Annotated in this window: 11 protein-coding genes; all 11 read left to right on the forward strand. The window is 65.1% G+C overall.

Going from position 1 to position 24,340, the window contains the following annotated elements; translation table 11 throughout:
* Position 1: 1 nt before the first annotated feature.
* The 11 genes from mdoH (at position 2) to G7044_RS12025 (ending at position 24,338) form a co-directional block, all read left to right on the forward strand.
* Positions 2-2,053: a glucans biosynthesis glucosyltransferase MdoH gene (mdoH, locus tag G7044_RS11975; RefSeq protein ID WP_235931280.1), complete on the forward strand. Its 2,052-nt coding sequence runs from the start codon at positions 2-4 to the stop codon at positions 2,051-2,053.
* Entirely contained in the window at positions 2,050-3,156 is a 1,107-nt protein-coding gene (gene opgC / locus G7044_RS11980; protein ID WP_166329150.1) for an OpgC domain-containing protein, read from the forward strand. The genes mdoH and opgC overlap by 4 nt, the downstream gene beginning before the upstream one ends.
* A 217-nt stretch (positions 3,157-3,373) precedes the next feature.
* Positions 3,374-4,453, forward strand: coding sequence for a DUF475 domain-containing protein (locus tag G7044_RS11985; RefSeq protein WP_166329152.1), 1,080 nt, complete (start codon positions 3,374-3,376; stop codon positions 4,451-4,453).
* 175 nt (positions 4,454-4,628) lie between these two features.
* On the forward strand, positions 4,629-5,912 hold the full coding sequence (locus G7044_RS11990) for a hypothetical protein (protein ID WP_166329154.1): 1,284 nt from the start codon (positions 4,629-4,631) through the stop codon (positions 5,910-5,912).
* Positions 5,913-5,918: 6 nt separating this feature from the next.
* On the forward strand, positions 5,919-8,144 hold the full coding sequence (locus G7044_RS11995) for a peptidoglycan DD-metalloendopeptidase family protein (protein ID WP_166329156.1): 2,226 nt from the start codon (positions 5,919-5,921) through the stop codon (positions 8,142-8,144).
* Between the two features lie 115 nt (positions 8,145-8,259).
* Positions 8,260-15,951, forward strand: a complete 7,692-nt coding sequence (locus tag G7044_RS12000; RefSeq protein WP_166329158.1) for a hypothetical protein — start codon at positions 8,260-8,262, stop codon at positions 15,949-15,951.
* Between the two features lie 96 nt (positions 15,952-16,047).
* The gene (gene tssK, locus G7044_RS12005; protein ID WP_166329160.1) at positions 16,048-17,382 is read left to right on the forward strand and encodes a type VI secretion system baseplate subunit TssK; all 1,335 of its coding nucleotides are present in this window, start codon (positions 16,048-16,050) and stop codon (positions 17,380-17,382) included.
* Entirely contained in the window at positions 17,382-19,244 is a 1,863-nt protein-coding gene (icmH, locus tag G7044_RS12010; RefSeq protein WP_166329162.1) for a type IVB secretion system protein IcmH/DotU, read from the forward strand. The genes tssK and icmH overlap by 1 nt, the downstream gene beginning before the upstream one ends.
* Entirely contained in the window at positions 19,241-22,888 is a 3,648-nt protein-coding gene (gene tssM, locus G7044_RS12015) for a type VI secretion system membrane subunit TssM (protein WP_166329164.1), read from the forward strand. The genes icmH and tssM overlap by 4 nt, the downstream gene beginning before the upstream one ends.
* Entirely contained in the window at positions 22,867-23,577 is a 711-nt protein-coding gene (gene tagF, locus G7044_RS12020) for a type VI secretion system-associated protein TagF (RefSeq protein ID WP_166329167.1), read from the forward strand. Before tssM ends, tagF begins: the two co-directional genes overlap by 22 nt.
* On the forward strand, positions 23,574-24,338 hold the full coding sequence (locus G7044_RS12025; protein ID WP_166329169.1) for a PP2C family protein-serine/threonine phosphatase: 765 nt from the start codon (positions 23,574-23,576) through the stop codon (positions 24,336-24,338). The genes tagF and G7044_RS12025 overlap by 4 nt, the downstream gene beginning before the upstream one ends.
* Positions 24,339-24,340 lie beyond the last annotated feature (2 nt).

Below are 24,340 nucleotides of genomic sequence, written 5' to 3' on the forward strand. Positions count from 1 at the left end.
CTTGGCAGCCACCCCGCCCGAGGCACCGCTGGAGATGCCGGTGCAGGACTTCCGCGCCGCGCCCCCGCAAGGCCCAGACTTTCAGGCCCCCGCGCCAGAGGTACGGCTGGCGCGGCTGATCACCTTTGGCGGCGCGGCGGTGGTCACCGCGCTTGGCGCATGGCAGATGTGGTCTGCCTTCGGCGCGAATATCCTGCCGATGCAATACGTGCTGCTGGCGCTGTTCAGTATCACATTCGCCTGGATCGGCTTCAGCTTCTGCTCGATGCTGGCCGGGCTGGTCGCGCGCCAGTTTGAAACGCCCGCCGATCCCGGCAATGCCAGGATCGCCATCGTCATGCCGGTCTATCACGAGGATCCGGCCGAAAGCATGGGCCTGCTAGCCGCGCTGGCGGATCAGGTGGCCGAGGCAGGCATGGCCGACCGGGCCGAGATCTTCGTGCTGTCAGACAGCCGCGACCCCGATGTTTTCGCTGCCGAGGCGCTTGCCGTCACCAAGCTGCGCGAAGGCGCGCCGATCCCGGTCTGGTATCGCCGCCGCACCGACAATACGGGGCGCAAGGCCGGCAATATCGCCGAATTCGTCCGCCGCTGGGGCGGCCGCTATGACCAGATGCTCGTGCTGGATGCCGACAGCGTCGTGTCGGGCGATGTGGTCCGGCAGATGTCGGCGCGGATGTCTGCGGACCCGGCGCTGGCGCTGATCCAGACCATCCCGATGCTGGTGCAGGGACAGACCATCTTTGCCCGCGTGATCCAGTTCGCCGGCCGCATCTATGGCCCCTCGATCGCCCGCGGGGTTGCCGCCTGGTCGGGCGATAACGGCAATTTCTGGGGCCATAACGCCATGATCCGCGTGCGCGCATTCGCCGAATGCTGCGGCCTGCCGGAACTGTCGGGCACTCCGCCCTGGGGCGGCACCGTGCTGTCGCATGACTTCGTCGAGGCCGCGCTGCTGCGCCGGGCTGGCTGGAAGGTCCGGCTGGACTGGGATCTGCGCGGCAGCTACGAGGGCAGCCCGCCCACGCTTCTGGACATGGCCGTGCGTGAACGCCGTTGGGCACAGGGCAACCTGCAACATATCCGCGTGATCGGCGCGCGTGGCTTTACCGCCATCAGCCGGACCCATTTCCTGATCGGCATGCTGGGCTTTCTGATGAGCCCGATCTGGCTGGCCATGATTATCGCTGGCCTGATCCTGACTGCCATCGTCATCCTGTCCAGCCCGGTCTATTTCCCGTCAGCCAATCAGCTTTTCCCCGACTGGCCGACCTTCGACGCCCGCCGGATGCTGTGGCTTCTGGCCGCCTCGGCGGCGCTTCTGCTGCTGCCCAAGGCCATCGCCATCGTCCGCGCATGGCGGCGCCCGCTGGCCGGCAATGTCGGTGGCAAGGCCCATGTGGCGCTGAGCGCGGTGTTCGAGGTCATCATGTCCACGCTGATCGCACCGGTGCAAATGCTGATCCAGACCCGCCAGATCGTCGAGATCCTGATGGGCCGCAGCTCTGGCTGGGAAAGCCAAGTTCGCAAGGGCTCGATGCCGCCCTGGGGCGTGGTGCTGCGCCGGCACTGGATCCATGTTGCCTCGGGCCTGATCATCGGGCTGATCCTGGCCTATCTGTCGCCCGCGCAGCTGATCTGGCTGGCGCCGATCCTGGCCGGGCTGATCCTTGCGCCGCTGACCTCGCGGTGGAGCGCATCTGCCGTGCTGGGTCGCTGGGCGCGGCAGGCCGGTCTGCTGGTCACGCCCGAAGAACGCGAAACGCCGGCAGTGCTGACCGCCAGTGTGGCCCATACCCGCCGGCTGCGCGGCCCCGCCAATGCCACGGCCGAACTTGGCCGCGATCCGCAGGCGCTGGCGGCCTATACCGCCATGATCCCGCCGCAGCCCGCGCTGCCGGTGGACAAGCGCCTGCCCGAGATCTCAGCCGCCGCCAAGATCGCGGTTGCCAGCAATCAGACGCAGGCGCTTGGCTTCCTTGACCGGGCAGAGCGCGCGGCCCTGCTGAACACACCGGAATTGCTTGATCGCTGGGCACGCCTGCCGCAATGAACAGGATCCTTGCGCTCGATATGCTGCGCGGCTACGCGCTGGCTGCAATCATGCTCGACCACATGCCGGTCGGCGTGCTGCGCGGCTATACGCTGGCGAATTTCGCCGTATTTGACGCGGCAGAGCTGTTCGTGCTGCTGTCGGGGTTTCTGGTCGGTCTGGTCTGGATCGGGATCGAGGCCAAGCAGGGCCGCCGTGCCGCACAATGGCGGTTCCTGCGCCGCGCCGGTCAGGTCTGGCTGGCACTCATGGCGGGCGGCATCCTGCTGGCGCTGCTGTCGCGCGGCCTGCTGGAGGCGGGCTTTCCCCATACCGCCGTCTGGACGGAATATGCCCGCTGGATCATCGAATTCCCGGTCGGCTACGTGATCACGCTGGGAACGCTGTGGATGCAGCCGAACCTGCTGGATGTGCTGGCGCTTTATGTCATTCTGCTGGCCTTCACGCCGCTGACCGTGCCGCTGTTGCTGCGTTGGCCATGGGCTTTCGCGGCCGCCTCGGCGGCGCTGTGGGCCGTTTCCGTGCCGCTGAACATCCACCTGCCCAACCAGCGCGTTGAAGGCGGGCTGTTGTTCAACCCCTTCGCCTGGCAGGCGCTGTTCCATAGCGGCATCGCCATGGGCGCCTTCCGCAAGAAGTTCATGCCGGTGCTGCTGCGCTATCGCATGGTGTTGACGATCGTGGCCACGATCATCGTGATCTATTCGCTGGGGATGGCGCAGCTGTGGCGCTATGGCCCCGAGGGCAAGGCGATGTCCAAGATCCTGTGGGATCTTGTCGGACCGGTCGACAAGTGGTCGCTGGACGGGATGCGCTATGTCGCGATCCTGGCCGCAAGCTGGCTGGTCGCGGTACCGCTGTCCGGCTTTCTGGGTTGGCTTGCCGAAACCGGGCCGGGCCGGGCGCTGGCGGTGATCGGGCGCGGCGGCTTGATCACCTTCGTCGCCTGTGTGCTGCTGTCGGTTCTGGGCGATGCGCTGATGAACACGCCCGGTCATACCAGCTGGGAACGGCGTCTTGCGGTGGACCTGTGGACGCTGGGCGCGCTGTGGCTGGTCGGCGTGCTGGCCGAAAGGCGCGCCGCCCGCAAGCGCGCCCGCTGAGCCGGCGCGCACAGGCGCCGCTGCGAATTGGCGAAACATCGCAGGACTGCGACATTGAGACGCACGAATCTCTTGCTTTTTCGCCCGTTCCGCACCACCTTTCAGCCGTTCGCGTTATCGTGAACATAGCCCCTGGTGACCGGGCCCCTCTGGCGAACGTGGCGGCACGTTCGTGATGTCGGCACTCTACCATGACAAGCCGCATGAGGAGTCTGCCATGCAGACCAATCCGTCATCAGCATCTGGCAACAGCATGCTGCACTATTTCAAATGGGCCTTCATCGTCACCGTTCTGGGCCTGATCCTTGGCGCCGTGCTTGGGTGGCAGATGACCGGCACGGTCGGCGGCATGCTGACCATCTTCTTCATCTGCTGCGTGCTGGCGGTGCTGGAAATCTCGCTGTCCTTCGACAATGCCATCGTGAACGCCAACAAGCTGAAGGACATGACCCCGGAATGGCAGCACCGCTTCCTGACATGGGGCATCATCATCGCCGTCTTCGGTATGCGGATCGTCTTTCCGCTGCTGATCGTGGTGGTCGCCGCCAAGATCGGCCCGTGGGAGGCCATGGTCATGGCCGCCACCCAGCCCGAACAATACAGCGCCATCATGAAGGATGCCCACCTGCCCATCGCGGCCTTCGGCGGCACCTTCCTGATGATGGTCGGCCTGTCCTTCTTCTTCGACCACGAAAAAGACGTGCACTGGGTCCGCTGGCTGGAAGGCAAGATGCAGAAATACGCCACCATCCGCGGGATCGAAGTTGCGATCGTTCTGGTCGTCATCCTGATATTCGCCCGGTTCCTGGAACCGCTTGAATCGCAGATCTTCTTCAAATCCGCGATCTGGGGTCTGCTGACCTTCCTGCTGGTCGAGGTGCTGGGCGGACTGCTGGACAGCAGCCAGGAAATGATGGCCGCCGGCGCCAAGGGTGGCCTGGGCGCGTTCCTTTACCTGGAAGTGCTCGATGCCTCGTTCAGCTTTGACGGCGTGATCGGGGCCTTCGCACTGACGCAGAACCTTTTCGTGATCGCCATCGGTCTGGGCATCGGCGCGATGTATGTCCGTTCGATGACGATCATGCTGGTCGAAAAGGGCACGCTGACCGAGTATCGCTTTCTGGAACACGGCGCCTTCTACGCCATCATCGCGCTGTCGGTCATCATGTTCATGCAAAGCTTTGTCCACATCCCCGAGGTCATCACCGGGTTGGGTGGTGCGGCGCTGATCGGGATCTCGCTGTGGTCCTCGATCCGCTGGAACAAGACCAGCCGGCAGGCCGAAGCCGAAGGCTAGGCAATCCACGCCTGAAAAGATGCGGCCGCGGGATCGTCCTGCGGCCGTTTTCATATCCGCCCTGCACGCCGAGGGGTTCATTCGCCACTCTCCTTCTGCTAGAAATCGCCTGTCGAAGCGGAGGTTCCGGCCCATGCGGCGCAGCGTGCTGTTATTGGCCTTGTTGACGAGTGTGATGCCCATTCCGGCCCTGTCCGAGGCAATGGACGATGCAGTCATGCTCGAATCCCCGCAGGATCTGGATGCCGCGCTTGCGGGCATCACCGATGCTAGCCGGCGCATGATCCATCTGGCCGACGCACCAGTTGCCGCACCCGCGCCGGTCGTCGCCCCGCCCCGCCTGCCCCAGCGCCCCCCTCATCGGCCGGCGATCATGGTCGCCAACAGCTGCGACTGGACCGATGCGCCCGCCGCCACCGCCCGGCTGCGCGCCGCTGTGACCGGGCCGCTGTGGTTGCTGGAACCTGCGCCCGGCGCCTGCGACACCGCCGCCATCAGCGCCGCCGCCGCACAGGCCGCTTCGGTCCCGGATCGGGACCGGCTGGCCTTGCTGCTGAGCGCGGGTCTGCGGCTGTCCACGGCTGAACCAGCCCCACCCGCCGCCATCGCCAGCGCCGCATCCACCGCAACCGGCACTGGCCGCGCGCCCGCCGGCGCGGCCATGTCGGGCAAGCTGGTCATCACCGCCCTGCCCGCCGGCACCGCCTTGACCGGCGCGCCTGCCCCGGTGATCCGCGCCAGCGATGCCCCCACCCTGCAAGCCGCCGCGTCGACCGCCACCAACGCCACGCCGGCGGCGCGTCGGGCCATTCCGGTCAGCATGGCCCGCCGTCCCGGCCAGCCAGAGCCCGCGATCATCGTGGGCGAACTGGCCAGCCTGCTTGGCCCCCGCAATCGCGGCCCTCTGGGCACCCCGCGCGAGGTACGCGACCGCATCCGCCGCATCGACATCGCCTTTTTCGAGGCGATGCTGAACGAGGGCCGCTTTGACCCGGCCGAGGGCCAATACGCCGCCGCCATCCAGACAGAGCTGTTGCAGATGAACTGCTATAACGGTGGCGTCGATGGAAATTGGGGCAATGGCTCGCTGGCGGCAGTGCGGCGCTATTTCAGCACGCTTGGCCAGGCCGAGGCAGGGACAGCGCCCGGCCCCGATCTGTATCGCCGGATCGCCAGCAATGACAGCGTACGCTGCCCGGTCGAACAGCGCGTCTCGGTTCCCCGTAACGAGGCCGCACCGACCCGCAGCAATGCAAGCAACGCGCCGCGCAATACCGGCAGCGGCAATTCCGCGACCCGCAGCAACTCTCCACGGGCTACGACCAGCCAGACCACCAGCCGCCCCAGCCGGACGCAACAGGCCGCACCGGCCACCCCGCAGCGGGCCGCACCGTCAGGATCGGCCCCGCGCATCAACCCGGATCTGGTCAATTCGCTGGGTTCGGGCGTGATCAAGTAGCCCCCGATGCAGGTCGATCCGCGCTTTCGGCAGATGGGCCAGACAGCCCGGCGCAGGCGGCGCAAATCGGCGGCGCTGCGCGGCGGCGTCGCGGGGCTGGCGGCGGTGGCGCTTGGAGGGGTGATCTGGTGGCAGTTCGCGCCCCGGATCGAGACGCTGTGGACACGGCTGACCGGCGACGATCAGATGGTTCAGGTCGAGGCCGAATTCGACATCGCACCGATCAGGCCCGGCGACAGCTTCACCAATATTCCCGGCGATCCGATGATTATCCCAAGGCTGGAACAGGGCGAGGTTGCCGCCGGCCAGACGGTCATGGCGCCTGCGGCACTGATGAATGCCAGCCTTGGCGGCGCGCGTGGGGCCGAGCTGACGGTGCTGAACACCGACCTGCGCGCGCCCGACCAGCTGCTTGTTGCGGCCCTGCCCGCCACGCGCGAAGAATTTGCCATGTTCCAGGCCGAACGCAGCCGCGCCATGCGCGCCGCCGAAATCGCCAGCGACCAGCCGCCGCCTGCCGCCGCGGTCTCGAACCCGGACCAGCCGGCGGTCTCGGGCACGGTGTTCCTGCGCGAACCGGCCTATCGGACGCCGATCTGGACCGACAGCCTGATCAAGACCACGACCCCGCGCAGCCTGTCCGCGATCCTGACCGAAAACGGCCTGCCCGCCGCAGAGGCCGCCCGCATCGCCGAACGGATGGGCGCCAGCTTCAACCTGCCCGCGCAGGTTCAGCCCGGCACCCTGCTGGCGATGCGTTATCGCGGCGAGGGGGCGTCAAAGCAGGTCATCCAGTTGGGCCTGTATCAGCAGGGGCAATATCTGGGGTCGATGGCGATGGCGGCCTCGGGGCAGTTGGTTCCGGCGGCCGATGCCTGGGCCGATCAGCAAGTGGTCAGCGAAACCCTGGCCGGCGAGGCCGGGGCCGAGTTTCAGCCCCAGCGGCTGCTGGACATGATCTATTCCGCCGCGCTGCGGTCCAACCTGACGCCGGATCAGGCCGGAACGGCGCTGGCAATGATGTCGAAGATCCACGATCTCGACGGCTTTGCCGATCCCGCCGACCGGCTGACGGTCATCCGCGAAAAGACCGCGCCCGGAATCGCGGGGCAGATCCTGTTTATCGGCGTCAGCGGACCATCGGGCGACAAGCCCTGTTACATGCTGGATCAGAAGGGTGCCGATCAGGCAGGCCCGGGCTGCTTTACCCGCCGGCAGGTGGCCCTGCCCGCCGGCGGCCCGGCGGCGCTGACACCGCCGATCGCCGGGGTAATGACCCAGCGTTTCGTGCCCCTGCCCGAAGGGGCGGCGCGCGCAACCGGCACGGATCTGCTGCGCGGTCATGTCATGTGGTCGGCACCGCAGGGCAGCCCGGTGCGCGCCGCCGCCGCCGGCACTGTCGCCGCGATCACCAATGATCCCAGCTTTGGCCCCAGCGTCGAGCTGGCCCATCCCGATGGCAGCACCAGCCGCTATCGCGGGCTTGGCACTGTCTCGCCCGCGCTGGCGCAGGGCAGCGAGATCGGGGCCGGCACAACGCTGGGCACTGTCGGCCTGCCGCCGGGTCAGAAACAGCCGGGCCTGATCTTCCAGCTGTTGGAGGGCGGGGTGCCGGTCGATCCCTCGGCCCGGTTGGGCGGGGCGGCGCCGTCCACCGGATCGGGCGCGGTCGAGGCGCTGATCGGGCGTATCATTCAGGTCGAAAGCGCCGGCAATGCGCGCGCGCGCAACCCGCTGTCGACGGCATCGGGACTGGGGCAGTTCATCGAAAGCACCTGGCTGAGGATGATCCGCAGCTATCGCCCCGACCTGCTGGCCAGCATGTCGCGCGCCGAGGTGCTGGAACTGCGCTTCAACCCCGACCTCTCGCGCGAGATGGTGCGTCGCCTGGCCCAGGAAAACGAGGCTTACTTGCGTGCCCGCGGCCATGACATCACTGCCGGGCGGTTGTATCTGGCCCACTTCCTTGGCCCCGCTGGCGCCGATCAGGCATTGCGGGCCGATCCGGCCAATTCGGTCGGGGCGGTGATGGGGGCGGCGGTGGTCTCGGCCAACCCGTTCCTGCGCAGCTATTCCATCGCCGATCTGCGCAACTGGGCCGAACGCAAGATGAGCGGCACGCGTGCTGCGGGCGCCGAAAGCTCCGGCGGCGTGATCATGGCCGATGCACCCGTTTCGCCCGAAGTTCGTGCCTTTATTGCCGCGATCGACCAAATTCGACAGGCAATTTGAACGGATTCTTGATGTTTGCCTAACGGGGCCTACAAAACCTTGTGATCCGTCGAATCTTGGCGATACTACGCTGAATTTCATCATTGCCCGTTCCTGTTCAGATAACCGAGTGTTCATGTCCCCTCGTCTGCCTGCTGCGCCCCGTCTCCGTTCCCAAGGTCACCTGCTTCGCACCACCGCGCTTGTTTCGCTTCTGTCGACACTCGCGCCCCTTCAGCCGGTACATGCTCAGGATCTGTATACGCTCGACAATGCCAGTCCGGGCAGCCAGCCGCTGCGGGGGACAACCGGGACCTGGGCGGCTGACAGCCAGATCTGGTTCAACCAGACCAGCAGCCAGTGGGAAACCCTGGCGAATGGCGGCATTGCGGTCCTTGGCAGCAAGCAGGGCGGCGCGGACGTCACCCTGACAGTCGACAGCACCACGCCGATACGCATTGACGGCATCCAGGTCGACGAAGACGGCTATACCCTGACCGGCGGAACGCTGAACGGCACCGGCCTGGGCCTGACCTTCAGCACCACCTCCTCCAGCCTGCGGACGATTGATGTCGATACGGCGCTGGATGCCTCGGTCATCGTGGATGACAATGTGCGGCTGCGATATGGCGGGACCACCAGCTCGGCCGCGACACTGCGCGTCCAGTCCGGCGGCGAGCTGCGTATTGATTTCGGTGCCACCACCCGCGGCCTGCTGAACGTATACGGTTCGACATCGGTCATAGGCACCCATGTCGGAGCAATCCAGAATAGCGGTAGGCTGGTCTTGGACGGCACAGTCAATACTGCAGCGGCTGGCGACCAGGTGATCAATACCGGCATCTTCACGCAACGAACCGGCAGCACGCTGAACATGGCCGTCAACAACCAAAACCAGGCGGGCTACTATCTGGACGACGGCAGCCTGACGGGCACGGTATCCAACACCGGCGCCTTCTCGCAATCGGGCGGGATCGTGACCGGGGCCGTGCAGAATGACGACTTCTATCGGTTCAACGCCGGCACCATTGTCGGCAACGTCACCAACAACGCCGACTTCGTGCAATATTCGGGCGCGGTGATCGACGGCAATGTCACTGCCAACATGTCGAGCGGTAGGGCTTATTTGCTGCGCGACGGCGAGGTGACCGGCGATTTCGATAACAGCGGCATCATGGAGGCCTATGGCACCATCGGCGGCACGCTGACGAACAACAGCACGGGATCGGTGACGGTCAACAATTTCCGCAGCCTGTCCGTCACCGAGATCGACAACAGCGGCGACCTTATCCTGAGCGACGGTAGCACCACGACCGGCAATATCACCAATAACACCGACGCAGAGATCCTGATCGACGATGCCACGGTCACGGGCTCGATCCAGAGCGACGGCACAATATATATCCTGAGCGATGGCAGCCAGGTGACCGGAGACCTCGGCATCGGCAGCGGTGGCCTGCTGCAATTCCTGGGCAATTCCAATGCCACCTTCGCGGTCGGTAAAAATCTCACCCAAACCGGCAACATCAACACCTCGGGTTCCGGCAAGCTGCTTATCACTGCCGAAAAAATCCTGCTGCAGAACCGCGCACTCGTCGAGGATGACGGCTCGGTCAAGTTCCAGGGCATCGAGGTGGTGCAGGCTTCGAAAGTCTTCAGCGAGGACGGATCGCTGAGCGGGGGGCTAATCGACGGCGGCATCGAGAACGAGGCCACCGGCAGCGTTACGCTGGAAACGGGTATCAATATAGATGGCAATGATTATGCGTATTCGAATTTCGGCCTGACCGAATTGGAAGGTCCGGGCGCCAGCCTGTTCAACCTGCAATCCTTCAGCAACACCGGCCCCGATGCGCAACTTATCAACGGCGGGCAAAGTCTGGTTTTTGCCGACGCGATGACAAACAGCGGTCGGATCACCAATGACGGGACCATTGGCGTCGGCGGTGCCAGCCAGTTGCTCGACAATCTCACCGAAGGCACGATCACCAATAACGGATGGATCGACGCCAACATCCAAAGCGCCGCCGGGGCGACGCTGATCAGCACGAACCGCATCCTCGGCGATGTCGACAATGACGGCGAGGCAATCCTGTCCGGCACCATCGACGGCGAGTTGGACAACAGCAACGCCAATGTAACGCTGAACGGTGATCTGGCGGTAGGCAACCTGAAGAACAGCACCAGCACCGCCGGCATCCAGATCAGTCAGGGCCAGACGCTGACCTCGGCCGGACTGGTTGAGAATAGCGGCATCCTGACCGTCGCGGGCACCCTTGAGGGCGAGACCGACAATGGCGGCCAACTGACGGTGGCAGGTGTTCTGGTGGGTGATGTCGAGAATACCGGCACCCTGACCAGCACCGGCGTCATCTCCGGCGACGTCACCAATGACGGCGTCGCCAATCTACAGGGCCGCATCACCGACAACCTGCTGAACCATACCGCCGATCTGACGCTGATCGGCGACCTGCGTGTCGGCCGGCTGCGCAACTCTGGCGCGAGTGCGACGATAACCATCGACGCCGGCTATAAGCTGACCTCGGACATCACCGCCGCCAATAGCGGCCAACTGACCATCGACGGCGAACTTGTCGGCGGCCTGAGCAATACCGGAAACGTTACCAATGCCGGCACCATCAGCGGCCCTGTCGCCAATACGGGGGGCAGCCTCACCAGCAATGGCACGATCACCGGCGCTGTGGCCAATACGGCGGGCAGCCTGACCAGCACCGGAACCATCACCGGCAACGTCACCAATACCGCGGGCCAACTGACCAGCAGCGGCACCATCGCCGGTGATCTGGACAATGATAGCATAGCAACCCTGTCCGGCACCATCACGGGCGAGCTGGACAACAGCGCCGATGACCTGACTTTGGGCGGCGATCTGGACGTCGGCAGTCTGACGAACAGCGCCGGCACTGCGGTGGTCACGATCGGCGCCAACCAGACGCTGACCTCGAAAGGTGCCGTCAGCAATGACGGCTCCGTCACGGTCGCGCTTGACGGGACGCTGGCGGCGCAAGGCGACATCACCAATAACAACGTGATGGACGTGACCGGGACCGCCACGACCAAAGGGGACGTGACCAATAACGGCACGCTGGATGTCGCTGGCGCACTGACCGCAGAGGGCGACCTCGACAATAATGACACGATGAATGTCACGGGCAGCGCCTCGATTGGCGGGGATCTGACCAATGATGGCACGCTGGATATTGACGGCACACTGACGGCGGATGGCGCGGCGACGAATAGCGGCACGTTGACGGTCGATGGCGCGCTGACCGCAACCGGCGGCCTGACCAATGACGAAATTCTGACCATCGCCGGCACCGTCACCGGCGAGGTGACCAACAATGACGAAATGAACCTGACCAGTGGCGCGATTGTCGGCAATGTCAGCAATGCCGGGCAGGCGAATGTCAGCGGCAACTCCTCGGTCACCGGCGATCTGACGAATACCGGAACCATTACCGGGGTGGGTGGAACGACCACGCTGACCGTCAACGGCGGCACCTTCCTGAACGATGGCACCCTGAATGCCCGCTCCAACAGCACCTTGACCATCAGGGCCGACGCGCTGGAATTCGGGGTAGATTCCAAGGTCGATGCCTCGCGGGTCTTCCTGGAGGGCGATATCGTCAACCGTGGCCAGATGACCTACGATGAGGACGCGACGCTGAACAATGGCGGCCTGGTCAACAAATCCACCGGCTCTGTCGTGGTGTCCGCGGCGCTGGATGCCGGCGGCAATGACATCACCAATGCCGGCAACTTCAGGGTCACCAGCGACAGCGATTCCGACGGCAACCTGCATAATGTCGATGTGCTGCAAAACTCTGGCACCTTCACCATCGACAGCCGGGGTCAGGTCAGCGCCAACACGGTCGAGAATCACGGCGGCACGATGACGGTCGCGGGCGGCCTGACCGGCCCGGTATCCAACAAGACCAACGGCACGCTGGACCTGTCAGGCGGCACCATCACCGGTTCAGTCGAGAACCTTGGCGACCTGACCGGCACCGGCGAGATCACCGGCACGCTGACCAACCGCAAAACCGCCGATCTGGGCGGCTCTGCCGGCAATACCGTCAACAGCGGGGTGCTGAGCACCAATGGCGACCTGACGCTGGGCACGCTGCTGAACACCGGCACCGTCAGGATCGACGCGGGCGACAGCCTGACCACGGCGGGCGCCGTTGACAACCAACGCAAGCTGGAGGTCGCGGGCACCCTTGCCAGCCGCCTCGACAATGCGACCGGTGCCTCGACCGTGCTGACGGGCGGCACGCTTGCGCAGCGGGTGACCAATGACGGCAGGCTGACCGGCACCGGCACCATTTCCGGCCAGCTGACGAATAACGGCACAGCCGAGCTTGCAGGTTCGCTGTCGACAACCACCAATAACGGGAGCTTGCAGACCGCAGGCGATCTGTCGATTTCCAGCCTGACCAATGCCGGCACAACCACGGTCATGTCCGGAGACAACCTGACCATGGGCTCGGCGCTGCAGAACCAGAAGCAGCTTCTGGTTGCCGGCACGATCACCGGCGCGGTGACCAACCAATCCGACGCGACGATGGAAGTGAACGGCGGGACCGTGACCGGATCCGTGTCTAACGTTGCCGGCTCCACGACGACGCTGAATGACGGCTCTGTTCAGGGCAACGTGCTTAACTCTGGCGTTCTTTATGCCGCTGGCGACAGCACCATCGGCAGCACGCTGGTGAACGCGGGCACGACGCGCGTTCGTGACGACCAGAAGCTGACAGCGGGCAAGGTCGAAAACGGCCGCATCCTGACTGTGGCCGGAACGCTGGACAGCGATGTCGAGAACGAGAATACCGGCACCGTAACGCTGCAATCGGGTACTATCATCGGCGATATTGCCAATGCCGGTACGCTGACCGGCAACGGCACGGTTGACGGAGCGGTCACGAATACCGGCGAGGTGACCAGCGACGGCACGCTGACCATCGACCAGCTGTCAAACAACAACACGGTCAATGTCGCTGCAGGCAGCACGCTCGCCTCGGGCAACACGGTGCGCAACACCGCGGCGCTGAACGTTGCCGGCACCCTGCAGGGCGCGGTTACCAACGGCCCGCGTGGCACCGTCGCCCTCGACGGGGGCACAGTTACCGGCGCGATCAACAACAGCGGAACCGTGGCAGGCACCGGCACGCTGTCGGGCGACCTGAACAGCAGCGGCATCGCCAATCTGGCCGGCACCGCGCAGACCATCGTCAACAGCGGCCAGTTCACACTTGTGGATCAAGGCACGCTCCGCGTGGACGCATTGACCAACCGGGACGGCGGCACCCTGAGCGTCGACAGTGGCGAGACGCTGACGTCCGCCCGTCGGGTCGACAATCAGGGGGTTTTGCGCCTTGCCGGGCAGTTGAACGGCGGCGTCAACAACACCGGCACCCTGCGCCTGAACGAGGGCAACATCAGCGGTGCGGTCATCAACGACGGTACGCTGAACGGGTCCGGGATCATCGGCGGCAAGGTTACGAATACCGGACGGTTGAACACCACCGGCAAGCTGACCGTCGACGCCCTGACCAACCGCGGCACCACCACGATCGGCGCAGACGAGACGCTTGTCTCAACCACGGCAGTCGTCAACGAAAAGACGCTGGACGTGGCCGGCACCCTACTGGCCAGGCTGAACAACCAGTCCGGCGCGACAACCACGCTGAACAGCGGGACCATCGCAGGCTCGGTGCAGAACCGCGGCACGCTGGCCGGGACGGGTACGGTCGACGGCAAGCTGACAACGCGCAGCGGCGGCACCACGTCGATGGGCGGCACCGTCAACGGCGATCTGGTCAACCTGGGTGGCGTCATCACCCCGAATGCCGACCTGCTGGTCGAGGGCGAGATCCAGAACTCTGCCAGCTCGACCCTGGTTCTGGCGCAAGCAGGCGCGAACAGCTCTGCTCTGACCGGGCCGGGCAGCTTCACCGTCAACCAGGGTGTGAAGGTGACCACCGCCGGGGGTGCCATCAACGGCCCGAACGCGAATATGAACGTCTTCGGCACGCTGGTTGGTGATGTCACCAATAACGGGATCTACCAGCAGACCGGCAACCTAGACGGAAGCCTGACCACCAGCGGAAACGCCAGCATTGGTGGCGCGGTCAGCGGCAATGTCGATTATGCCGCCGGTCAGCTGAACCTTGCCAATGGCCTGACAATCGGCGGCGAGTTGATCCTGCGCAATGACTTGACCCTTGCCAACGGGATCCGGGTCAATGCCGCGCAGACCACGATCAACAACGCGGCCACGCTGTCGCTGGGCGGGACGCTGGGCGGCAATGTCGCCAATGCGGGCACGCTGAAACTGGCTGACCACGCGGCCAAGGTGACCGGCAACCTGGACAATGCCGGCACCATCGATCTGCAGGACGGCGATACCGACGATGTGCTGACGGTCGGCGGTCTGTCGGGCAATGGCCGGGCGGCGATGGATATCAGCACCGGCGACCGCCTGACCTCGGACCAGATCGTGGTTGAGGGCGGCGCTGCCACCGGCAACCTGCACTTCTCGCTGGATGCTGGCACCAACCAGATTGCCGGCTCGACCCTGGGGCAGCGGGTGACACTGCTTAATGTGGACGAAAGCCTCGGCGCGCAGAACGATATCACCTATACCTATGACGAACTGTCGGCCGCGAATGAGCGGATCGTCTATTCGATCGACCAAGCCGGAAATAATGGCGACCTGACGCTGGTCAGCCAGGTCAACCCGGCCATCGGCGCAATGTTCGCCAACGTCACCCTTGTTCAGTCGCTGATCGGTTCGGTCATCAACCGCCCGACCAGCCCCTATGTCACCGGGCTGGTGGTCGACAGTGCAGGCAAACCCTGCGGCGTCGGCGGCTGGGGCCGGGCCACCGGCGGTAGCGCGAATGTCGAGGGCAAGACCGACAACCAGGTCAGCGTCCTGGAAAACGAGGTTTCGGCCGATTACTACGGGATGCAGGGCGGTATCGATCTGGCCTGTTTCGACGATCGTTTCGGCGGCTGGGACATGGCCTTCGGGGCGCTTGGCGGCGTCAACATCGGCGACTCGCGCCAGCCGATCTATGCGATCAACGGCCGCGATTCCCAGGCAACGACCGGCGCCCTGGCCAGCGTCACCACCACCGACTTCCAACAGCGTTATCTGGGCGTCTATGCGACCGCCAGCAAGGATCGCTGGGTGGCCGACCTGCAGCTTCGCATGGAAAAGACCGATTTCGAGCTGAAGAACACGCCGACCTCGGCCAGCAGCACCGGGCTTGGGATCACCGACCCCGATTTCAGCAGCGACGGTTACACCCTGTCCGGCTCGGTCAGCTATTCGATGCCGATTGCCAAGACCGGCTGGAACCTGACCCCCACCGTGGGCTTTGCCTGGTCGAAATATTCGACCGACAGCATCCGCTTCAGCGAAGGCTTCCGGATGGAGTTCGACGACAGCAACCGCAAGATCGGCTTCGTCGGTGCCACGGTCAGCAAGGCCTTTATCCGGATGGAGGAGAACGCCGCCATCCAGACATTCGCCACCGCGACCTATTACAAGGACTTCGCGGATGCGGCCATCTCGCGGCTGTATAATGACAGGCTGGACGGCTATGACACGCAGGTCATGACCTCGGACAACCTTAAATCCTATTCCGAGGTCAGCATCGGCGCGAATTACGTGAAGGTGCTGGATCCCAGCAAGGCCGGCGGCGGACGCCAGTTTTCGACCAGTGCGCGCATCGACGGCCGTTTTGGTGACAGCATCGACAGCGTCGGTGTGACAGGCCAGATCCGGTGGCAGTTCTGATTGCATCCGCCGGACAGTGATTTAGTCTGCGGGCCAGATCCGGGCGGCGAAAAGCCGGCCGGATCGGTTTGATTTTTACGAAGGGGAGATTTCCCGATGTCGTGGTTCAGCAAGGTTGCCTGGAAAGAGGGGCTGTTCATGCAGCCCCAGCATCTTCAGCAGGCGGACCGCTATGTCGAAAATCTTGTCAATGCGCGCACCCGGCTGCTGACCCCCTACCCGTGGGGCGTCAGCGACCTGACCGTGGACCGCGATGCCTGCCAGCAGGGTCGGATCAGCCTGCGGGCGATTTCGGGGGTGATGCCCGACGGCACCCCCTTTGACGCGCCGGGCACGGGCCCCCTGCCCGTCCCGATTTCCGTGGCCGACGACGCGGCGGGCCAGTTCGTCTGGCTGACCCTGCCCGACAGCTCGCCCAATATGCGCGACATGGCCCCCTATCAGGAGGAAGGCAGTTCGACCCGTTGGGGGATCATGACAGAATCCGTGGCCGACACCGCCGCCGCCAGCCGCAACGAGCAGGTGTTGGAACTGGCCGTCCCCCGGCTGGAGCTGGTCGTGCGCAAGACCCCGCGCCCCGGCTATCAGAACCTGCGTCTCGCCCGCATTTCCGAGGTGCGCGACGGCGTGGTGACGCTGGACGAAACCGCGCCACCCCCGGCGCTGGTGATCGGGGCGCATCCGCAGATCCTCGGCTATCTGACCCGTGTCATCGGCTGGATCGAGGCGCGGCTGGAAAGCCTTGCCCGCTTTGCCGCCGACCCCTCGGCCGGGGGTGGCATGCAGGCGGCTGATTACCTGATGCTGATGGTGCTGAACCGCAATATCGGGGTGCTGCGCCACCTGTCGAAGACCTTCGGCCTGCATCCTGAAATGCTGTATCGCCAGCTGATCGCGCTGGCGGGGGAACTGGCCACGTTCGACGGCGCCAACCGGATGGCGGCGGATTATCCAGCTTACGACCATGAAAACCCTAAGGAAAGCTTCGCGCCCATCGTGGCCGACATCCAGCGCTTCCTGTCGCGCGAGATCGGGCGGGCGATCCGGCTGCCCCTGCAGCAGGTGCGCCAGAATTCCTATCTGGCACAGGTCGCCGACCGCAACCTGTTCCGCGAGGCCACCTTCATCATCGAGGTCCAAAGCTCGAAACCGCTGGCGCAGGTACAGGCGCAGTTCCCCGAATTGTGCAAGGTCGGCCCCAACACCCGCATGGCCGAGATCGTCAACAACAACCTGCCCGGCATCCAGCTGCTGCATATGCCGAACCCGCCCCGGCAGATCCGGGTGCTCTCCAGCCATGTCTATTTCCGGCTGGAAAAGAACTCGGCGCTGTGGCGCGAATTTTCGGTGGCGCCGGCGGTGGGGATGCATTTCGCGGGCGACTGGCCGGATCTGCAACTTGAATTCTGGGCGGTGCCGGAGGGGACGTGATGGCCGGTGGGCGCAAGGACGACGACGACCGCACAGATCTGGGTGGACGCCACCGACAGCAGGGGGGTGCGAACAGCCCCTTTGGTCAGCCGCAATCCCCCCATCCCGCACCGCCGGGGCGTGGCGATGACCGCACGGTGATTGGCGGCCAGCTGACGCCGCCGGGGCAGCAATCGCCCTATGCCACCCCCTACCCGCCAAGCCCCGGGCAAGCGCCGGGTCAGGGCGGCTATCAGCCGGGCGGATATCAGCCCTCGCAGCCCGGCGGATATCCTCAACCGGGCAGTTATTCGCCGGGCGGCGCCCCGGCATCGGGCGGCACATGGGTCGGCGCGCCCTCGGCGCCGGCACAATCGGGATCGCCCTTCCCGGCCTATCCGCCGCAGCAACCGCAGGGCGGCTACGGCGGCCAGCCGGGCTATCCCGCGGCACCCGGCGGACAGGGCGGCTCTGCCAGCCCGTTCGAACAGGCGGGCCAGATCGGCCGCGCGCCGGGTCAGGGCGATGACGGCTTTTTCCCGCAATATCATCAGCCCGACAGCCCCCCTCGGCAGGAAGCCCCGCGCATCCCCCTGCATGAGGCCTTGCGGGTCCGGGACCTTGGCGCGGCCTCGTCTTCGAACCCGTTGCTTGCGGCGGCGGCCAGTTTGCTGATCCTGCTGGGCCGGTTGCGCACCGGGCTGGTCGAATTGCAGGTCGCCCCCCTGATGGAACATGTCACCCGCGAGATCGAGCGTTTCGAACAGAATGCCCGCGCTGCTGGCGTTGATCCGCACGAGGTGCTGGTGGCGAAATATGCGCTGTCGGGCACCGCCGATGACATCGTCCAGAACCTGCCCGGCGGCAATCGCGGCGACTGGCAGCAATATTCGATGGTCGCGCGCTTCTTCCACAAGCGCGATTCCGGCGTCGGCTTCTTCCAAGAGGTCGAGAAGGCATTACAGGCCCCCGCCCAACGCTATAACCTGCTGGAGCTGATGCTGGTCTGCCTGTCGCTGGGTTTCGAAGGCCAGTTCCGCACCGCGCCCAACGGCAGCGTGCAACTGGCCCGCTATCGCGGCGCGATCTATGAAAGCCTGCGCCGGGTCAAGCCGCGCCCGGACGAGGATATCTCGGTCACCTGGGCGCCGGTCGAACAGGGCAAGCGGCGGCGTTTCGGTGCCATCCCGATCCCGGCCGTGGCGGGGATCGCGGCTGCGGCGCTGCTGGGGATCTTCGCCACCTTCTCGACCCTGATCAACCGCGACGGCACGGCTGTGGCGGCAGAAATGCGGGCGCTGCATCAGGGCGCGCCGACGCTGCAGATCGACCGCAGCACCCAGATCGTCTATGAGGCGCCGCAGACCACGCAATTGCAGCGCATTCGCGATGCCTTCGCCGCAGAAATCGCTGATGGCAGTGTCGAGGTTGAACAGAAGGGCGATTACATCGCCATCCGCGTCGGCAACCTGCAACTGTTCGACACCGGCAAGACCGAGGTGAAACCGGGATTTGCCGCGCTTTCGGCCCGCATCGCCGAGGTACTGAACGCCGAGGCCGGCCCGATCCTGGTCGAAGGCCATACCGACAACGTGCCGATGTCGGGACGCGGGCAATACAAGGACAATTACCAGCTGTCGCAGGCCCGCGCCGATTCCGTGGGCGGCGTGTTGTCGCCGCTGATGGCCGACGCTGCGCGGATCACCAGCACCGGCCGGGGCGAGGACGACCCCGTGGGCGACAACGCGACCGAGGAAGGCCGCAGCGCCAACCGCCGGGTGGAAATCATGCTGGCCCGCGAGGGCACCTATGACGCGCCGCAGACAGACGCAGCCGCCACCGAGGCGCCACCGCAAGCCGACCAGACGGAGACGACCCAGTGAGATTTTTCGGCTATTACCTGCGCTTTCCGCGTTGGGGTGAACATGCCTGGTGGCGCTGGTTCGTAACGATCCTCGGGCTGGGTGGCCTGTGCGCGGCGATCTGGATCGGAGGCCCGATGACTGGCTGGGGACCGCTGACGACGGTGTGGCTGCGCGCCACGCTGATCGGGCTGATCCTCGGCATTTTCTTCCTGATCGTCCTTGTCCGCTGGCGCCGGCGCGTCCGCGCCGCGCGCGAGATCGAGGCCGCGCTGATCCCGGTCGAACCCGAAGGCGACGGCAAGATCCTGGCCGAAAAGATGCAGGAAGCCCTTGGCGTGCTGAAGAAATCGGGCGGTTCCAGCACGCTGTACGATCTGCCGTGGTATATCATCATCGGCCCGCCCGGCGCGGGCAAGACCACCGCCATCGCCAATTCGGGGATGGAATTCCCGCTGGCCCATGACAAGGCCGTATCGGGCTTTGGCGGCACCCGGAACATGGATTTCTGGTTTGCCGAAGACGCGATCCTGATCGACACTGCCGGGCGCTATACCACCCAGGACAGCGATCTGGTGGCCGACCGCGCCAGTTGGGACGCATTCCTTGACCTGCTGAAAAAGACCCGGCCGAACCAGCCGGTCAACGGGGTGATCCTGTCCTTCTCGGTCGAGGATATGATGACCGAAAGCCCCGAAACGCTAAACCGACACGCCGAAACCGTGCGCGCCCGTCTGGCCGAGCTGCACGAGCGGCTCAAGATCGACTTCCCGGTCTATGTGATGTTCACCAAGGCCGACCTGATCGCTGGTTTTCGCGAATATTTCGCCAGTTTCAGCCAAAGCCGGCGCAAGCTGGTCTGGGGCCATACCTTCCAGACCGCCGACCGCAAGGCCATCACGCATGAGGCCGTGCCGCAGGAATTCGACCGGCTGGTCGCGCGCCTTTCTGACGAGGTCGCGGACCGACTGTCCGAAGAACCCGACGGGATTTCCCGCATCGCCATTTTCGGCCTGCCCGGACAGATGGCACTGCTGCGCGACAATATCTCGGACTTCCTGCGCCGGGTGTTCGAACCCACGCGCTACAAGACCAATGCGATCCTGCGCGGCTTCTATTTCACCTCGGGCACGCAGGAAGGCACGCCGATCGACCAGGTGCTGGGCGCGATCCAGTCCGGCCCGGACGGCGCATCGGTCTTTCAACCCGCATTCATGTCGGGGCGCGGCAAAAGCTTCTTTATCCACGACCTGCTGAAGCGGGTAGTGATCCCTGAACAGGGCTGGGTCGGCCATGACCGCAAGGCGGTGCAGCGGGCGCTGCTGATCCGCAGCACAGCGCTGACCGCCATCGCCATTGCCACACTGGGGACGGCGGGTGCGCTTGGCTATAGCTACTGGAAAAACCTCAACCTCGTGCGCACGGCCGAGGCAGAGACCCAAAGCTATGCCCGCGCCGCCGTGGACGAGCTGAACCGAGACGTGATCTCGGACACCGATCTGCGGCCGATCTCGCCATTGCTGGACGATCTGAAATCCATGCCGGCGGGTTACGGCGACAGTCAGGATCCCGGCATCTGGGAACGCATGGGTCTGGGCCAACGCAAGCGCCTGAACGCGGTGGCAACTGACACCTATTCGCAGGCGCTGGAACGGATGCTGCGGCCGCGGCTGATCCTCGATCTGGAAAAGCGGATGCCGCAGATCATCGCCTCGGGTGAGATGACGCAGATCTACCGCGCGCTGAAGGTTTATCTGCTGCTGGGCAAGCAGGGCGAGACCACCGACGATGCCGCCATCAAGGCCTGGTTCGACGAAAGCTGGGCGCAGGAATATCCGGGGCTGGAAGGCATCCGCTTTGCCGACGGGCTGGAGGCCCATCTGGACGCGATGCTGGCGCTTGACGACAAGCGCGACCCGCTGGTGGCGCTGGATCAGGCCACGGTCGAGCGCGCCCGCGCTGCCATCGCCCAGTTGCCGCTGGACGAACAGGCCTATGCGCTGATCGTCGACGGGGCGATCAACGCGACCAACCTGGAAGAATGGCAGCTGGTCCAGAAAATAGACGGCCCGGCCGCGCAGGTCTTTGCCACCCGCGACGGCAGCGACCTGTCGACGCTGACGGTGCCGGCGCTGTATACCTATGAAGGTTTCTGGGGCTATTTCTTCGACCAGCTGGATGTGGTCGGCGAACAGCTGCGGAAAGATCAGTGGGTGCTGGGCGATCAGGCCAGTTCCAGCGATATCGACCGCCGTTTGCAGCGGTTGGACCGTGACCTGATGGAGCGGTACCGCCGCGAATATTTCGCCGCTTGGCAGGGCATGCTGGGCAATCTGACGCTGGTATCGATGGTGGCCGACAAGCCGCAATATGCGGCGCTTGGGACGGCTTCCTCTGCCTCTGGCTCGCCCATCATGCGGCTGGTCGAAAGCGTCGACCGCGAGACCTATCTGACCCGCGAAATCGACGACGCCGCCAGCATCCCCGAAGAAGAGCTGGCAACCGCCATGGCCGGCGGCGGCACTGGCGGATCGGGCGGCGCCGTCGCCAACCAGCTGGTCAACCGCTTCATTTCGCGCACCGGTGGCCTTCAGCGCATCCTGCTGGAAGAAGCCGCACGCAAACGCGGCGGCAAGACCCAGATCCGCCCCGGTCAAAGCAGCACCGAAGGCGGCGCCCCCGAAGGCGGCGTCTTCGCCCCGATCGAGGCCATCGCCGCCGAATTCGAGGGCTGGCATGCGCTGCTGCAAGGCAACGAAAACGCGCGTCCCATCGACACGCTGCTGGGCGATCTGGGCGCGATCTGGATGAACCGCCGCGATGCAGAGGCCAATCCCGGCCCCGCCGACGCCGCCCTGCCAACGCTGCTGAACACGCTGACCCGCAACAATTCGCGCCTGCCGGAATCGCTGGCAGCGATGATGACGCGGGCCGAGGACGACTTCCGTTCGGGTGCCTCGGATTCCAGTATCGAGACGATGAACCGCGCGCTGAGCGACAGCATCACCTTTACCTGCCGCGACACCATCGCGGCCGCCTATCCTTTCGCCGATTCCAGCCGCAGCCTGTCCATCGACAATTTCACCGCCTTCTTCGGACCGGGCGGCGCGATGGATCGTTACTACAACGAATATCTCGACCCCTACGTCAACCGGACCGAAGAAGGGCTGGTCTGGCGCGACGACAAGGAGATCACGCAGCGGCTGTCCGTGAACACCCTGAAGCAGTTCGAACGGGCCGAAAGGATCCGCCGCGCCTTCTTTGCCGGCAATGGCACCAGCCCCTCGGTCGAGATCACCGTGGCGCAGGTTGATGCCCACCCCACCATCGAAAGCGCCATGCTGGCAATCAACGACACGCTGATCCCGACGGTCACCGGCTCGCTTCCGCGCACGGTGATCTGGCCGGGCACTGGCAAGGCGACGCTGTTGCAGTTGCAGCCGACACTGGACCGTCAGTCGGAAATCCGTTTCGACGGCAGCGCCTGGACCTTCATCAATTTCCTGAACGCCGCCAGTTCGCGCCAGCAGCGCGGCGATACCCTGCGCGCCACCTATACGATCGGGGGGCGCAATATCACCTATGATTTCACCATCAACGCCATCGCAAATCCCTTCACGATGCCGGAACTGAAAGAATTCGAATGTCCGCAGAGCGTCGACTGATCGCCACCGCCGTCTTTGGAAAACATCCCGGTTTTGGCGACTTCCTTGCTGCGGGAGAATTACCCGCCGAAGGCGTCAGCCGGATCATGGACTGGCTGGCGCAGGTGCTGGGCGCATGGCGCGAGGCCGCGGGCCCTGACTGGCAAGCGGGTTTCGACAGGGCGCCGGGCTTGCGCTTCTGGATCGGTGCAGGACTGACAGGCGGCACGGCATTGCGGGGTGCGCTGATCCCTTCGCGTGATCGCAGCGGTCGGCGCTTTCCGCTGGTTGTCGCACAGGCCACCGGCGGCGGCGCCCCGGTCGTGGACGCAGATCAGGACTTCTACACCCAGGCCGACGCCGAATTGCGCGCACTGGCGCAGGTCGACCGCTTTGACCCGCGCGAGGTCGCGGGCGCCTTCGCATCTCAGCTGCCCATCCCGGTCGATGATGGTGTCGTCCCCGGCGCCAGCTTCTGGGCCACCAATGCGACCCGCGCACCACGGGAGTTCCTGGCAGAACTGGCCGCCACCGATTACGCCCATGCACAAGCGGGCCGCAGCTATTGGTGGTTCGCAGCTGACGAGCAGACCGGCCAGCAAAGTGGGCTGATGGCCTGCGCCGGCTGGCCCGGTCAGCATGAAATGGGATGGCTGCTGGCCGGTGGCCGCGTTAAGTCAGCCGCCGCCGCTGACGAGGCGCAGGCATGAACGCAGAAAGCACGCCCCTGATCTTCCAGACTGCCGCGCTGAGCCATCAGGGCTGCGTCCGCAGCCATAATGAGGACAATTACGTCGCCCTGCCCGAACTGGGCCTGTGGGTGGTGGCCGATGGCATGGGCGGGCATGAGGCCGGCGACATCGCCAGCGACATCATTGTGCAGGAAATGTCTTCGCTGGGGGTGGCAGTCACTGCGTCAGATCAGCGGGCGCGCTTCCTCGAACGGCTCGACCGGGCACATCACCGCATTCGGGCCCATGCTGCCGAACACGATCTCGACACGGTGGGCACCACGGTTGCCGCACTGATGGTTTTCGGGGCCGAACTGTCCTGCGCCTGGGCCGGTGACAGCCGCATCTACCTGTTGCGCGACCGCGTGTTGACAGCGATGACCCGCGACCACAGCGAGGTCGCGACCCTGCTGGCCGAAGGCACCATCACCCCCGAAGAGGCCCGCAGCTCTCCGCGGCGCAATGTCATCACCCGCGCAATCGGCATCGGCAGCGCCCCTCAGCCAGAGGTGGTGACCGGTGTGGCGCGTCCCGGCGACCGCTTCCTGATCTGTTCGGACGGTCTGACCGAACACCTGACCGACGAGGATCTGACCTATGTGCTGGGTGCCGGGCGCGACGCCCAGCAGGCCGCCGAACATCTGGTCGGGATGACGCTGGAACGCGGTGCCAAGGACAATGTGACCGTGGTCGTCATCGACGCGGCCGCGGCCGGTGACGATCCGGACGAAGGCGGCTGACG

The sequence above is a fragment of the Paracoccus xiamenensis genome, assembly GCF_011308835.1.
Classification (GTDB): Bacteria; Pseudomonadota; Alphaproteobacteria; order Rhodobacterales; family Rhodobacteraceae; genus Paracoccus; species Paracoccus xiamenensis.